The 15205-nt window shown below is 42.5% G+C and carries 5 protein-coding genes, 14 tRNA genes and 3 rRNA genes; 1 reads left to right on the top strand and 21 read right to left on the bottom strand.

All coding sequences use genetic code 11. The annotated features are described in order from the left end of the window. Nucleotides 1–114: 114 nt before the first annotated feature. Both AB3Y88_RS09590 and murB read right to left on the bottom strand, forming a co-directional pair. Nucleotides 115–2220 carry a sodium:proton antiporter gene (locus tag AB3Y88_RS09590; protein WP_056960907.1) on the bottom strand — a complete coding sequence of 702 codons (2106 nt, stop codon included), beginning with the start codon at nucleotides 2218–2220 and terminating at the stop codon, nucleotides 115–117. Between the two features lie 89 nt (nucleotides 2221–2309). Continuing rightward, the gene (gene murB, locus AB3Y88_RS09585; protein WP_056960906.1) at nucleotides 2310–3218 is read right to left on the bottom strand and encodes a UDP-N-acetylmuramate dehydrogenase; all 909 of its coding nucleotides are present in this window, start codon (nucleotides 3216–3218) and stop codon (nucleotides 2310–2312) included. A 209-nt stretch (nucleotides 3219–3427) separates the two neighbouring features. On the opposite strand from murB, the gene AB3Y88_RS09580 reads away from it, so the two are divergent. Beyond that, nucleotides 3428–3961, top strand: a complete 534-nt coding sequence (locus AB3Y88_RS09580; RefSeq protein WP_228889360.1) for a 3'-5' exonuclease — start codon at nucleotides 3428–3430, stop codon at nucleotides 3959–3961. Nucleotides 3962–4200: 239 nt separating this feature from the next. Here the strand turns inward: AB3Y88_RS09580 and AB3Y88_RS09575 are convergent, their stop codons facing one another. The 19 genes from AB3Y88_RS09575 to AB3Y88_RS09485 form a co-directional block, all read right to left on the bottom strand. Further along, nucleotides 4201–5508 carry an ammonium transporter gene (locus AB3Y88_RS09575; RefSeq protein ID WP_228889357.1) on the bottom strand — a complete coding sequence of 436 codons (1308 nt, stop codon included), beginning with the start codon at nucleotides 5506–5508 and terminating at the stop codon, nucleotides 4201–4203. 337 nt (nucleotides 5509–5845) lie between these two features. Further along, nucleotides 5846–5930, bottom strand: a tRNA-Leu gene (locus AB3Y88_RS09570). Between the two features lie 53 nt (nucleotides 5931–5983). After that, a tRNA-Cys gene (locus AB3Y88_RS09565) sits at nucleotides 5984–6054 on the bottom strand. Nucleotides 6055–6076: 22 nt separating this feature from the next. Then, nucleotides 6077–6148: transfer RNA gene (locus AB3Y88_RS09560), tRNA-Gln, on the bottom strand. 8 nt (nucleotides 6149–6156) lie between these two features. Next, nucleotides 6157–6229 (bottom strand) — tRNA-His (locus AB3Y88_RS09555). Nucleotides 6230–6235: 6 nt separating this feature from the next. Then, nucleotides 6236–6309 (bottom strand) — tRNA-Trp (locus AB3Y88_RS09550). Between the two features lie 10 nt (nucleotides 6310–6319). After that, nucleotides 6320–6402, bottom strand: a tRNA-Tyr gene (locus tag AB3Y88_RS09545). 1 nt (nucleotide 6403) lies between these two features. Further along, nucleotides 6404–6479 (bottom strand) — tRNA-Phe (locus AB3Y88_RS09540). A gap of 23 nt (nucleotides 6480–6502) precedes the next feature. Continuing rightward, nucleotides 6503–6576, bottom strand: a tRNA-Asp gene (locus AB3Y88_RS09535). A gap of 9 nt (nucleotides 6577–6585) precedes the next feature. Then, nucleotides 6586–6658 (bottom strand) — tRNA-Val (locus AB3Y88_RS09530). A gap of 6 nt (nucleotides 6659–6664) precedes the next feature. Further along, nucleotides 6665–6736: transfer RNA gene (locus AB3Y88_RS09525), tRNA-Glu, on the bottom strand. Nucleotides 6737–6745: 9 nt separating this feature from the next. Next, nucleotides 6746–6837: transfer RNA gene (locus AB3Y88_RS09520), tRNA-Ser, on the bottom strand. 15 nt (nucleotides 6838–6852) lie between these two features. After that, a tRNA-Asn gene (locus AB3Y88_RS09515) sits at nucleotides 6853–6925 on the bottom strand. Between the two features lie 7 nt (nucleotides 6926–6932). Continuing rightward, nucleotides 6933–7049 (bottom strand): 5S ribosomal RNA (rrf, locus tag AB3Y88_RS09510). Between the two features lie 85 nt (nucleotides 7050–7134). Next, nucleotides 7135–10052 (bottom strand): 23S ribosomal RNA (locus tag AB3Y88_RS09505). A 161-nt stretch (nucleotides 10053–10213) separates the two neighbouring features. Then, nucleotides 10214–10286: transfer RNA gene (locus AB3Y88_RS09500), tRNA-Ala, on the bottom strand. Nucleotides 10287–10302: 16 nt separating this feature from the next. Beyond that, nucleotides 10303–10377, bottom strand: a tRNA-Ile gene (locus AB3Y88_RS09495). Between the two features lie 80 nt (nucleotides 10378–10457). Next, nucleotides 10458–12018: ribosomal RNA gene (locus AB3Y88_RS09490) — 16S ribosomal RNA — on the bottom strand. The 16S, 23S and 5S rRNA genes sit together here with 14 tRNA genes alongside, the layout of an rRNA operon. Nucleotides 12019–13045: 1027 nt before the next feature. Continuing rightward, nucleotides 13046–15106, bottom strand: a complete 2061-nt coding sequence (locus AB3Y88_RS09485; protein ID WP_056961161.1) for an LTA synthase family protein — start codon at nucleotides 15104–15106, stop codon at nucleotides 13046–13048. Nucleotides 15107–15205: the final 99 nt, after the last annotated feature.

The following is a 15205-nucleotide window of genomic DNA, read 5'->3' as shown; positions in this document are numbered from 1 at the left end:
TTATCCGGAATAAAAGGGGCTGTGACAGAAGTTAACTTTTGTCACAGCCCCCTTTCTAATAATTGCAGCTAAATGTATGTCATAGGTCAAAATCGCTCGTATTTCTTCAGCGCTTTAATCAGCAACAACACTTGCTCGCAGGTTCAAACTTTCTTCGTGATTAATGTACTGCTGCAAGTTGATCGCAGACTGGTGGGTTACATAACCCTGTTCAACCAGATACTGCAAAGCCAGTCTTTGCGCTGCAATTGATTTGAACCGCAACTTTCTGACCTGTTCTTGGTATTCTTGTTTTCCTAGTGAATCTAGACTCTTTTGTTTTTCAATTACACTGCGATACGTAATAATTAGATGGTAAAGTACTTCCCGGTTTAATTCTTTTTCATTGACTTCAGGATTTTTCAAATAAGCTGACAAAGAACTAATTGCAGCTTTGGCAAGCATTCTTTCTGCGTATCGAAATTCCGTTCCGTAATTTTCATCCCTTTTGATCCCCACCCAAAGGGAGAAAATTCGCCAGAAACGTCTAACAGACTCACTAACTGTGGGGAAAGGCCACTCTTGACGCAGCTTAGCTTTATGTTTAGCATTCCGTAATTGATTTTGTAAAGAACGATTGAACTTGAAATAGACTTTCTCACGAATCTGATTAGTATTATGCAAGCGTTCTAGCTCTGCCAGTTGCCCCTTCAAGGCGACTCTTTGCAATTTAATCTGATCAGCTGTCGCCGCATCACTTGCACTTTGTCCTTGTTCAACAGCTTCGAGCCGTTTAATCATGAATTGATATTCTAAAATTAGATGATAGACGGCTAATTGATTAGCTTGTCTACGCTGTTCTTCCAGACTACGAACAGCACTTTTTAAAATATACAATTTGGCACGTGTATTACTGATCTGCGCCATTTCAGGGGCATCACCGGCTTCATCATCGTCTTCATTAAACGGCTCCAACACCCCACGTGTTTTTAATTCAGTTGGGTCATGTACAATAAATGGCAACACAACGACAGCCACAACCATACTAAGAATAATAACACCCGCAGCAACAAATAATACAAGCGATCTCTCAGGAAATGGATCCCCTGTTGCAGTTTCCGTTGGAATAGTTAAAACTGCGGCCATCGTAATTGCACCTCTGACACCAGAGATTCCAGATAAAAAAGCAATTTTTAATCTTTTTTTAGCAGATATCCGCTGGTAATCACGCGTAAATAACTGATAACAATATGTCCAAACTACCCGAATCAAGAGGAGAATTCCCCACATCACAAAGACGAACAAAATTGCACTTAATGTATCAACATTCTCACTCTCAATAGTTCCACGCATCGCCACAGGCAATTCGACTCCTAGGATAGTGAACATGATCCCATTTAGTAAATAAATTAGAAGATCCCAAGTTCTTTCGCTAACTAAATTAATTTCAGGTTGAATACGGATAAATGAATATCTTTTTGAAGCAAAAATAACGCCCGCCACAACAACCGCAATAACACCTGATGCATGAAAAGTTTCTTCAGTCACGATGTAAATGATAAAGGGAACACAAAGTTGCAAGACAGTGTTGAAAACGACATCGTTAAAACCTTTAGTAATCAACCATTCAATCATGAAAATGACTAGACTAATTAACACGAATCCTAAAACAAGACCAAACATTCCAAAATAAAGCAGGTCGCCCACAGCAGTTGTTAAGGAAAAATATCCTGTGATTGCAACAGCCAACGCATATTTAAAACCAATTAGTCCACTTGCGTCGTTAATTAAACTTTCACCACTTACTAAGTGCAGAATTTTCGGGGGTAATTTAACCTGTTTTGAAATTGAATGCACTGCGACAGGATCAGTTGGGGCCAAAATTGCAGCCAGTGAAACCCCTACCGCAAGTGGCATGTTTGGGATCACTAAATGAATCAAATAGCCTCCAAGCAACATAGTGATAAAAACCAGAATAATTGCATTATTAAAGATTGCACCCTTTAACTTCCATAACTCCTCTTTGGGAAATTTACGGCCGTCATTATAAAGTAAAGGCGCAATAAACAATAATAAAAACCAGCTGGAATCTAAGTCAATTTTCAACTTAAATAACAGTGCACAACAGGTCCCCAGAAAGATCTGAATAAGGCTTACTGGAATAAATTTAAAATAATGATTGATCAAATTAGATAGTAAAACAAGTAAGACTAAGCCAATAACAGTCTCAATAATTGTCATCCAGCAGACACCTCCATGATTAATTATTACAAAAAAAGCTAAAAAAAAAAAGAACTTCGCTTAATCTCAAACCAAGTTCTTTGCCTAAATTACTTTTTTTCACCAATTATACGTACTTCTGTTTCCAACTCGACATCAAACAGGCGTTTAATGACCGCTTGCACATGTTTAATCACTGCCAAGTAATCACTAGCTGTTGCATTTCCACGATTAACAATAAAGCCCGCATGTTTCAAGGAAATTTGCGCACCGCCAACCTGATAACCTTGTAATCCTGCATCATGAATAAGTTTTCCCGTATAATGTCCCACAGGTCGTTTGAAAACACTTCCACAAGAAGGATACTCGAGCGGTTGTTTCGAAGCACGCAAAAAATTGAATTCATCCATTTTAGCACGAATTACTTTTTTTGACCCTGGTTCTAATTTAAAACGTGCCGCCAAAACGATCTCACCGCTTTGCTGAATACGACTGTGGCGATAACCAAAGTCCATCGCCTCATTAGAATATGTCTTAAATTCACCAGTACGTGTTAGAACGTCAACCGACTCTACACACTCGCAAACTTCCCCTCCATACGCGCCCGCATTCATGAAAATCGCACCGCCAACGCTTCCGGGGATTCCAGCTGCAAACTCAAGCCCAGCTAATCCAGCTTGATATGCGGATTCAGTCGTGTCAATCATTGCAGCCCCTGCGGCAGCTGTGAGCTCATTAGCTTCAACTTTAAGTGTTTTCATCTTATTTAAAATCAGAACTAATCCGCGAATGCCGCCATCTCTTACAATCAAATTACTTGCATTTCCAATCACTGTCAGTGGCAGCCCGATTTTATTGGCGGTTAAGACCATTGCTTTTATCTCAGCATAACTTCTCGGAAATGCGACTAGCTCAGCCGGTCCCCCAGTTTTGGTATTAGTATATTTCGCTAACGGTTCATTCACTAATACTTGGCTTTCAGAGAAAAATTCCGCAAAAGTTTCTTGTGCTTGTAACATCATATTCATCCTCGCATTCACTCATTCTGACTTAATTCTAACACTTTCAGCAGTCTTTGTTGGTAGTTTTTTTTAAAGACACCTGTTAAAATGAGTTACAGATAATTCATTAGGAACAAAGACATAAATTTTCGGTTAAGCAGACCCGCCATCCGTTAGTTTATTAACCAATTTACGCTATAGTTAGATATTAAAAAGGAGAATCAATTATGAACTTTGTTTCAATTGACTTTGAAACTGCAAATGCAAAAAGAAATAGCGCCTGTTCACTTGCATTAACAGTTGTTCGCAATGACCAGATTGTTGATGAGCTATACTCATTAATCAATCCCCAAGCCCCTTTTCATTGGCGAAACACGCAAATCCATGGCTTAAGAACGCAAGATGTCGCTGAGGCCCCAACTTTTTCTGAACTGTGGCCCCATATCCTTCCCTTTTTTTCACCTGACAAATTAGTAGTTGCGCATAATGCACGTTTTGATTGCAGTGTTTTAAAACACAGTCTTGCACTTTATAACATCCCACAACCAAATTTTTTAGTACTTGATACCCTAGCAACTAGTCGCTCCTACTTCAAGGGCCTTCAAAATTACAAATTAAATACAATTTGCCAAAATCTTAATATCAAGCTTGAACACCATCATAATGCTTTGGATGATAGTCGGGCTTGTGCCGATATCCTTTTATATCAGCTTTCACATTTTGGTAATAATAATTTGAACTCCTTTATCAAATCGTTTTAACTTTGGAAACCTAAACAGCGACTATTGCAGTATGTCAATGTAACAATAACAAATCAAAAGGACCTAGAGCGAAACATTTACTTTACTCTAGGTCCTTATTTTTATACAAATTCGTATTTCAATAGCTAGGTATCTTCTTTTGTTCACGCCCTTTGCACAGTCAACAAAGCTTGTCATAGTCTCGCTGGCAAATTATTTTGTAGCTACTGAATTTAACGTCTAACGGCATTGAACTCTTTTTAAGATTTAGGATTGTTTAAATGTGCCAACTGACCCTGAAATTCTTCACCATATTTTTCGATATCTGTTAATTTAGGCGCAACTGTATAATCAGCAAACTCACCATGTTCTCCCTGGTCAAGTCCCACCAGTTCTTCTTTTTCATCAACCCGAATTTTAACAAACAGTTTCATGGCGACCACAATGATACATACAACGACCGTTACAAACACGATTGTAAAAAGTGTTCCAACTAACTGGACAAGCAATTGATGCCACCCACCGCCATAGAACAAACCATTTTGTGTTAAAGAAGAGTTTGCAGCTTTAGTTGCAAAAGCCCCAGTTAAGATAGAACCAACTATTCCTGAAACCCCATGGCATCCAAATGCATCGAGTGGATCATCATATTTCAATTTAGGCTTAATGTAAGTTATGAAACAGAAACTAACGAGGGTACTGCAAGCTCCAATCCAGAAAGCCCCTGCAGCGGTCACAAAACCTGCTGCTGGAGTAATTCCAACCAGTCCGCAAATTGTTCCGGTACAAACCCCTTCTAAAGTTGGCTTACCCACAATCAGCATGTCTAAAACCATCCAGATAACTAAAGCCGCAGCAGTTGCAACAGTTGTTGTCAGAAATGCTTGAACCGCGACTTCGTTCATTCCAAGAGCTGAACCGGCATTAAACCCATACCAACCGATCCACAGAATTGTTGTCCCCAACAATACCCAGGGCATATTGTAATGTTCTCTTTTTTTGTTAAAATCAATTCTTTTCCCAAGAAAAACTGAAAGTACAAGTGCAGTGATTCCTGCATTAATATGAACAACTGTCCCTCCAGCAAAATCCAAGACTCCATATGAAGCCAGCATCCCTTTGGCACTCCAGACAATATGTACCATTGGGTAATAAACAAGAATTGACCAAAAAACGATGAACAACAGTAAAAAGTTAAAGCGCATTCTCCCAACAATTGCACCCACAAATAATGCAGGAGTGATAATTGCAAACATCATTTGAAAAATAAGATAGGTTCCTACATTGATTCCAAGTTCCTTAGATTGAAGTGCAGCTAAATCAACACCGCTCAAAAAGAAATGCTTGACTTGCCCTATTATTCCGCCGATATCTCCATTAAAAGACAACTCATAACCAACTGCGGCGTACAAGACAACCGCTATTCCACAAATAAAAAAAACTGAAAGCATTGTATTGACAACATTTTTCTTTGAAACTAAGCCACCATAGAAAAAAGCCAACCCAGGTGTCATAAAGAAAACTAAAACGCTTGAAATAATCAAAAAAGTTGAATTTGCAGCGTTCATAAGATCCCTCCCTATTTAATGTCACAAATTGTAACATTCAAACTCTATACTTGTCTATAGTTTCCTTTACTTTAATTTAAGATCTTAATTATCAACGGAAAAATAGGACTAAAAGTAATAATATCTAACATAACATTTGTATTTACTTTAATTTGTTACTTTTTCTAGCGTATATAAACAAAAAAGAGAGTGTGACATAAGTGAAGTGCCTTACAAAACTTGGCTGCATAATTCAAAGTTAGACGAAGAATTTTGACTTATGGAACACGTTTATCCGTAATATAAACAAAAAAGGACAGAAGCTAATTGCTTCTGTCCTTCTCCTTATTACTTATAATACCGGTGATCGGGGTCGAACCGATACGCCCTCAACGGGCACTGGATTTTGAGTCCAGCGCGTCTGCCAATTCCGCCACACCGGCATAACAAACATTACTAATAAATTTTACTACAGTTAGCGCCTAAAAGCAACTAAAGGCGGTAACCGGATTTGAACCGGTGATGAAGGTTTTGCAGACCTCTGCCTTACCACTTGGCTATACCGCCAGTTAAAAGAACAAATCCCTAACTGGGTTAGCTGGATTCGAACCAGCGCATGAGGGAGTCAAAGTCCCTTGCCTTACCGCTTGGCTATAACCCAATTACAAAGGCGATAGGTGGGAATCGAACCCACGCGTGCCGGAGCCACAATCCGGTGCGTTAACCACTTCGCCACTATCGCCATAAATGGCAGGGGTAGTAGGACTTGAACCCACACTGACGGTTTTGGAGACCGTAGTTCTACCGTTAAACTATACCCCTATAATAAAAATGGAAGGGAGTGGATTCGAACCACCGAACCCGAAGGAGCGGATTTACAGTCCGCCGCGTTTAGCCAGACTTCGCTACCCTTCCATGGTGGCGCGGGACAGAATCGAACTGCCGACACATGGAGCTTCAATCCATTGCTCTACCGACTGAGCTACCGAGCCATCATAAATATTAAAATATAAAACGGTCCTAGACGGATTTGAACCGACGATCTCCTGCGTGACAGGCAGGCGTGTTAGACCCCTACACCATAGGACCGTGATACTATGGAGGATACAGGGCTCGAACCTGTGACCCTCTGCTTGTAAGGCAGACGCTCTCCCAACTGAGCTAATCCTCCAATATATGACCCGTACGGGATTTGAACCCATGTTACCGCCGTGAAAGGGCGGTGTCTTAACCACTTGACCAACGGGTCATCTTGCTACGGAGAGTAAGGGATTCGAACCCTTGAAACAGGTCATTACCCGTTTACATGATTTCCAATCATGCTCCTTCGGCCAACTCGGACAACTCTCCAGCAATGATGCAAAACTCCGGCAGGCGGGCTCGAACCGTCGACAACCTGATTAACAGTCAGGTGCTCTACCAACTGAGCTATGCCGGAATTAGATGCACGGCAACGACCTACCCTCGCAGGGGGCGATCCCCCAACTACTCTTGGCGCTAAGAAGCTTAACTTCTGTGTTCGAAATGGAAACAGGTGTATCCTTCCTGCCATCATCACCGCACTCTTTTGAGAAAAACTTGTTCCCTCAAAACTAGCTAATATTTCTTCTGCTTTGCGTTAACTTCCAAAAACTCCGTTTTTTTCTTTTGGTTAAGTCCTCGACCGATTAGTTTTGGTCCGCTCCATACATCACTGTACTTCCACTTCCAACCTATCTACCTGATCTTCTCTCAGGGGTCTTACTTTCCGAAGAAATGGGAAATCTTATCTCGAGGTGAGTTTCGCACTTAGATGCTTTCAGCGTTTATCTCATCCACACGTAGCTACCCAGCGATGCTCCTGGCGGAACAACTGGTACACCAGCGGTGTGTCCATCCCGGTCCTCTCGTACTAAGGACAGATCCTCTCAAATTTCCTACGCCCGCGACGGATAGGGACCGAACTGTCTCACGACGTTCTGAACCCAGCTCGCGTACCGCTTTAATGGGCGAACAGCCCAACCCTTGGGACCGACTACAGCCCCAGGATGCGATGAGCCGACATCGAGGTGCCAAACCTCCCCGTCGATGTGGACTCTTGGGGGAGATAAGCCTGTTATCCCCAGGGTAGCTTTTATCCGTTGAGCGATGGCCCTTCCATGCGGAACCACCGGATCACTAAGCCCGACTTTCGTCCCTGCTCGACTTGTCTGTCTCGCAGTCAAGCTCCCTTGTGCCTTTACACTCTGCGAATGATTTCCAACCATTCTGAGGGAACCTTTGGGCGCCTCCGTTACCTTTTAGGAGGCGACCGCCCCAGTCAAACTGCCCACCTGACACTGTCTCCCGCCACGCTTAGTGGCGCGGGTTAGAGTGTTCATACAACGAGGGTAGTATCCCACCAATGCCTCTGTCGAAACTAGCGTCCCGACTTCTATGGCTCCTACCTATCCTGTACAAGTTGTACAAACACCCAATATCAAGCTACAGTAAAGCTCCATGGGGTCTTTCCGTCCTGTCGCGGGTAACCCGCATCTTCACGGGTATTATAATTTCACCGAGTCTCTCGTTGAGACAGTGCCCAGATCGTTACGCCTTTCGTGCGGGTCGGAACTTACCCGACAAGGAATTTCGCTACCTTAGGACCGTTATAGTTACGGCCGCCGTTTACTGGGGCTTCAATTCTGAGCTTCGCCGAAGCTAACCCATCCTCTTAACCTTCCAGCACCGGGCAGGCGTCAGCCCCTATACGTCATCTTACGATTTTGCAGAAACCTGTGTTTTTGATAAACAGTCGCCTGGGCCTATTCACTGCGGCTGAGCTTACGCTCAGCACCCCTTCTCCCGAAGTTACGGGGTCATTTTGCCGAGTTCCTTAACGAGAGTTCTCTCGCTCACCTGAGGATTCTCTCCTCGACTACCTGTGTCGGTTTGCGGTACGGGTAGTTATACTCTTACTAGAAGCTTTTCTCGGCAGTGTGACATCAGAATCTTCGCTACTATAATTTCGCTCCCCGTCACAGCTTGTCCTCAGTTACAAGCATTTAACTCGTAACCAAACTTGCTGCTTGGGCACACATTTCCATCAGTGTGCATTCCTAGCCTCCTGCGTCCCTCCATCGTTCAAACAAATATAACTAGTACAGGAATCTCAACCTGTTATCCATCGCCTACGCCTTGCGGCCTCAGCTTAGGTCCCGACTAACCCTGGGAGGACGAGCCTTCCCCAGGAAACCTTAGTCATTCGGTGGACAGGATTCTCACCTGTCTTGCGCTACTCATACCGGCATTCTCACTTCTAAGCGCTCCACCAGTCCTTCCGGTCTGGCTTCTTCGCCCTTAGAACGCTCTCCTACCACGCAACCTCACGGTTGCATCCACAATTTCGGTAATATGTTTAGCCCCGGTACATTTTCGGCGCAGGGTCACTCGACTAGTGAGCTATTACGCACTCTTTAAATGGTGGCTGCTTCTGAGCCAACATCCTAGTTGTCTGTGCAACTCCACATCCTTTTCCACTTAACATATATTTAGGGACCTTAATTGGTGGTCTGGGCTGTTTCCCTTTCGACTACGGATCTTATCACTCGCAGTCTGACTCCCGGATAAAGATCAGTGGCATTCGGAGTTTATCTGAATTCAGTAACCCAAGACGGGCCCCTAGTTCAAACAGTGCTCTACCTCCACGATCCTAATTTCCGAGGCTAGCCCTAAAGCTATTTCGGAGAGAACCAGCTATCTCCAAGTTCGTTTGGAATTTCTCCGCTACCCACACCTCATCTCAGCATTTTTCAACATACATGAGTTCGGTCCTCCAGTGCGTTTTACCGCACCTTCAACCTGGACATGGGTAGGTCACCTGGTTTCGGGTCTATGTCTGCCTACTCAAACGCCCTCTTCAGACTCGCTTTCGCTACGGCTCCACCCTTGACGGCTTAACCTTGCAGACAAACATAACTCGCCGGTTCATTCTACAAAAGGCACGCTATCACCCGTTAACGGGCTCTAACTACTTGTAGGCACATGGTTTCAGGAACTGTTTCACTCCCCTTCCGGGGTGCTTTTCACCTTTCCCTCACGGTACTGGTTCACTATCGGTCACTAGGGAGTATTTAGCCTTGGGAGATGGTCCTCCCGGATTCCGACGGAATTTCACGTGTTCCGCCGTACTCAGGATCCTGAACTGAGAGTGGCCGCTTTTACCTACAGGGCTTTCACCTTCTCTGGCTGACCTTCCCAGGTCATGCGGTTAACGTCCACTTTGGTAACTCAAATGTTCAGTCCTACAACCCCAGAAAGCAAGCTTTCTGGTTTGGGCTGTTCCCCGTTCGCTCGCCGCTACTGAGGGAATCGATTTTTCTTTCTCTTCCTGCAGGTACTTAGATGTTTCAGTTCCCTGCGTGTTCCTCTGACTGATCTATGAATTCGATCAGCAGTAATAGTTGATTAAAACTATTGGGTTGCCCCATTCGGAAATCTCCGGCTCATAGCTTACTTACAGCTCCCCGAAGCATATCGGCGTTAGTCCCGTCCTTCATCGGCTCCTAGTACCAAGGCATCCACCATGCGCCCTTAATAACTTAACCTAACTTTACCTACGGTAAAGCGGCTATGAGTTTTACGTTAAAGAACTAAATCTTGTTTCAAAACTCGTTTAAAACGCGGTGTTCTCGGTTTGTTAATTTAAATCAGAAAAAATATTATCTAGTTTTCAAAGAACAAGTTATAGCAACCATATAGTTGCTAATGGAGCCTAACGGGATCGAACCGTTGACCTCCTGCGTGCAAAGCAGGCGCTCTCCCAGCTGAGCTAAGGCCCCGAAATCATAAAAAGGATGGGCCTAAATGGACTTGAACCATCGACCTCACGCTTATCAGGCGTGCGCTCTAAACCAGCTGAGCTATAGGCCCATAACATCCTTAAATGAGAGTAAACCTCTCAAAACTAAACAAAGTTTCGACGAATGTGCAGTTTCCGTAATTATCCTTAGAAAGGAGGTGATCCAGCCGCAGGTTCTCCTACGGCTACCTTGTTACGACTTCACCCCAATCATCTGTCCCACCTTAGACGGCTGGCTCCTAAAAGGTTACCGCACCGGCTTTGGGTGTTACAAACTCTCATGGTGTGACGGGCGGTGTGTACAAGGCCCGGGAACGTATTCACCGCGGCATGCTGATCCGCGATTACTAGCGATTCCGACTTCATGTAGGCGAGTTGCAGCCTACAATCCGAACTGAGAACGGTTTTAAGAGATTAGCTAAACCTCGCGGTCTTGCGACTCGTTGTACCGTCCATTGTAGCACGTGTGTAGCCCAGGTCATAAGGGGCATGATGATTTGACGTCATCCCCACCTTCCTCCGGTTTGTCACCGGCAGTCTCACTAGAGTGCCCAACTAAATGCTGGCAACTAGTAATAAGGGTTGCGCTCGTTGCGGGACTTAACCCAACATCTCACGACACGAGCTGACGACAACCATGCACCACCTGTCATTTTGTCCCCGAAGGGAACACCTGATCTCTCAGGTTAGCAAAAGATGTCAAGACCTGGTAAGGTTCTTCGCGTTGCTTCGAATTAAACCACATGCTCCACCGCTTGTGCGGGCCCCCGTCAATTCCTTTGAGTTTCAACCTTGCGGTCGTACTCCCCAGGCGGAATGCTTAATGCGTTAGCTGCAGCACTGAAGGGCGGAAACCCTCCAACACTTAGCATTCATCGTTTACAGCGTGGACTACCAGGGTATCTAATCCTGTTTGCTACCCACGCTTTCGAACCTCAGCGTCAGTTACAGACCAGAGAGCCGCTTTCGCCACTGGTGTTCTTCCATATATCTACGCATTTCACCGCTACACATGGAGTTCCACTCTCCTCTTCTGCACTCAAGTCTCCCAGTTTCCAATGCACGACTTCGGTTAAGCCGAAGGCTTTCACATCAGACTTAAAAGACCGCCTGCGTTCCCTTTACGCCCAATAAATCCGGACAACGCTTGCCACCTACGTATTACCGCGGCTGCTGGCACGTAGTTAGCCGTGGCTTTCTGGTTAGATACCGTCACTGCATGAACAGTTACTCTCACACACGTTCTTCTCTAACAACAGAGTTTTACGATCCGAAAACCTTCTTCACTCACGCGGCGTTGCTCCATCAGACTTGCGTCCATTGTGGAAGATTCCCTACTGCTGCCTCCCGTAGGAGTTTGGGCCGTGTCTCAGTCCCAATGTGGCCGATCAACCTCTCAGTTCGGCTACGTATCACTGCCTTGGTAAGCCATTACCTTACCAACTAGCTAATACGCCGCGGGTCCATCCAAAAGTGATAGCCGAAACCATCTTTTAAACAAAAACCAGGCGGTTTTTGTTGTTATGCGGTATTAGCACCTGTTTCCAAGTGTTATCCCCCTCTTTTGGGCAGGTTACCCACGTGTTACTCACCCGTTCGCCACTCAGTTTCTTCGGTGAGTGCAAGCACTCGGTGAAGAAACTGCGTACGACTTGCATGTATTAGGCACGCCGCCAGCGTTCGTCCTGAGCCAGGATCAAACTCTCATTTTAAAAGTTTGTGACTCATTAATTTAATACTAGCGAAATTGACTTCGCAAATGTTTGCTCTTGCACTGCAAGAGCCCTACACATTTGATTTGTCGAAACTTTGTTCAGTTTTCAAAGGTCTACTTAATTGCTTAACGCAACTATTTAATAATAACATCAATTTCCAACACTGTCAACAACTTTTTTTGAATAAATATTCGAAAAGTTTGTATTTATACAGCTTGTAAAAATTGCAATTGCCGCATCAGCTAAGTAGCAAAGTGCTTGCTGCTTAACTCAACGACAATGAATATAATACCAAGTAATTAATACCACGTCAAGCTTTTTATGCAGTTTTTTTTTATGCATATATTCAATGAAACTCATTACTAAATATTCGTCTTTTCTTACTTTTAACTTGAAGATTCACCATTTAATTTCGTAGTTTTTGCAAAACCATAACTGCCGCTTTACCACCTAATCTTAACTACCACAGTCAAAATAGTTTCCATGCTTAATAAATTCCGCGACCCAGCGTTAATTTTATTTGCCGTTTTATAAAAAAGCTGTCTCATTTGCTAACACATACTTTTGAATCATTCGATCCAGAGGTTAGTAGCAATTAGTCCAACCCCTGCTTAACAATTATTCTCAAGAAGTTTTCATTCATATACTATATAGTAGTCCACTTCTGCCTAATTTCAATTCGTAGTTAACCGCCAAAAATACTGAAGATGATCATACCATATAGCAACTGTACAACTTAATAGCATCAGATTATCCTTGTTACTGTTGTAATTGACTCTAACTACCAAAATCCGCCTAGAAGCATGCACTATTGCGTGACTAAGCATTTAAGAGACTACCACCTGTAAAATAAAATGGAATTGCCTATAATATAACCTGAACCATAGAAAGTTGCTAACGAATCATCCTAATTCATAAGATATAGAAGATAAAAATAAAGGAGCTGTGTCAAACTTTACGTTTAAACACAACTCCTCACAAATATTAGAAAGTTATTTTAGCTTATTAAAGATTATTCCAAAGATCATTTCAATTCAGGTGCATCCGTTGTAAATAAATCAGTCGTAGAATGACCACCTTTTTGTTGAATTAAACTGCTCTTGGAGGTCTGCTGTTGTTTCTTCAAGAGCTTAATCCCGTCAGAATACTTATAACTGTACTGCCGCTTATCAACTTTTTTAAATCCTGACGGAGTATAGAAGCGTAGCAAGTCACCCGTCACAATTTTGTCTGACAAGGAAAGCACCTTATTAGTTCTAGCTTGCATCCCATCAACACTCTTCTTTTGCTCAGTTGTTAGATTAGATGCAACCTGTCCATTACTATCATAAACCTTGCTGCCAATTTTAGAATAGGTAGGAGAGACAAAATCCCCATTTCTAAATGCCACTGTTTGATTTCTATTTTCTGAGAGTAAATCATTTCCCAATTGAATGGTATCGGTATTTTTCAACCCCAATAAGTCCATTAAGGTTGGCATAACATCGATCTCTCCGCCATAGGTATGGTTAACCCCGCCCTTTAAGCCATTCGAATGAATCATGAACGGAACCTTTTGGAACATCGCCAAGTCATAGCTTGAAATAGAACTCTTGCCCAACAATTGCGCAATTGCTTTTTTGTGATTATTCGAGATTCCATAGTGATCACCATAAACCACAATCATTGAATTATCATATAATCCAGACTTTTTCAGATAACTAATGAATTCACCAAAAGCCTGATCCAGATAATGCGCAGTCTGTACGTACCCATCAACGGTTGAATCACCGGTAGTCGTTTTCTGAATGCTTTGATTTTCTTTATCCAATTCATACGGATAATGGTTTGTCACCGTAATCAGCTTCGCATAAAACGGCTGCGGTAGTTGTTCAAGATACTGTGTTGCTTGTTTAAGAAAGATTTTATCCTTGAGCCCATAACCGACACTATAATTTGTTTTTTGCTTGTAGTAATCATCATTGAAGAAATATTGATATCCCCAAGACTTGTAAGTATTATTTCTATTCCAAAAACTACCAACGTCCCCGTGAAAAGCAGCCGTTGAATATCCCTTTTGGTCGAGCATAGCGGGAAGTGCTTGGAAGGTATTAGAAGTCCCATAAGAGGTCATCACCGACCCTGACGGTAAACCAAACAACGAATTTTCAAGCATCGTTTCAGCATCAGAAGTTTTCCCCTGGCCTACTTGATTAAAGAAGTTATCAAAAGAAAGTGTATTGCTGTCGCTATAGAACTTGTTTACATTAGGCGTAACCTCTTGCCCATTAACTTTATAATTAATCAAGAATTGCTGAAAACTTTCAAGATGGAAAATAAAGACGTTTTTCCCTTTGGCTTTGCCGTAGTAAGAAACATTAGCAGCGGCACGATTAGTTTTCAGGTAATTTAAAACTTCATTCAAATCGCTACTGCTTGCATTAGCCCTAGTTGAACTTTCTTTATAAGTCTGATAAGCATTGTAACCTGCATAAAAGTTAATTCCCAAGTACTTTACAATATAGTTATTATCAAACGTCCGGGTTAATAATTGTGGTCTATTTTTCTCAGAAGCAGACAAATTAACTCCGAAAAGCACAACTGCTAAAGTAGAAACCAAAACTGCACTTCTAATCCGAATCCTGCGTCTATCAACCTTGATTACCTTAAAGACCAGCAATAAGCCTAAGATTATAACATCCAAAAAAACTAAGAAATCAGTCGGATGAATAATTTCAACAATACTCAAACCAAGATTGTTCGAAACTGAACCCGAAGATTTGATAATACCTAATGAAAGAAAATCAGAGAATTCCCGATAATACAAAATATTAGCAAACAACCACATTGATTCAAGTAGACTAACAATCATCATAATCCAATATGACTTGCGTCCCCTGAAATAAAGTGCAATCCCAAAGAGCAAGATCCCAATTGGTAGAGGATTCAGCATCAATAAAATCTGCTGCACACTACCACTTACTCCTAGGTTAAACTTTGTTTGGTATGTGAGGTAGGTCTTTAGCCAAAAGCAAAAGAGCACCAACACAAAAAAACCGCTTTTTGTATTCAGGACATTCCTAATTTTTTTTAAGACTGACCCCATTTAACTGCCTCCATTTTAAAATCCCTTTTAATAAAACATTATAGCCTTTCCCCAAAAATTTTGAAAACTAAAAAACCCGATCTTCACACTTATTTAATA

The sequence above is a fragment of the Liquorilactobacillus satsumensis genome, assembly GCF_964065465.1.
Lineage (GTDB): Bacteria > Bacillota > Bacilli > Lactobacillales > Lactobacillaceae > Liquorilactobacillus > Liquorilactobacillus satsumensis.
The sequence above is the reverse complement of the archived record's forward strand: the minus strand, read 5'-3'. Positions and strand labels throughout refer to the sequence as shown.

What these genes read in the sequence shown, in the direction of transcription:
- AB3Y88_RS09580 (WP_228889360.1), top strand. Translation starts at nt 3,428, where the DNA reads ATGAACTTTGTTTCAATTGACTTTGAAACTGCAAATGCAAAAAGAAAT.
- AB3Y88_RS09485 (WP_056961161.1), bottom strand. Translation starts at nt 15,106, where the DNA reads ATGGGGTCAGTCTTAAAAAAAATTAGGAATGTCCTGAATACAAAAAGC.
- AB3Y88_RS09590 (WP_056960907.1), bottom strand. Translation starts at nt 2,220, where the DNA reads ATGACAATTATTGAGACTGTTATTGGCTTAGTCTTACTTGTTTTACTA.
- murB (WP_056960906.1), bottom strand. Translation starts at nt 3,218, where the DNA reads ATGTTACAAGCACAAGAAACTTTTGCGGAATTTTTCTCTGAAAGCCAA.
- AB3Y88_RS09575 (WP_228889357.1), bottom strand. Translation starts at nt 5,508, where the DNA reads ATGAACGCTGCAAATTCAACTTTTTTGATTATTTCAAGCGTTTTAGTT.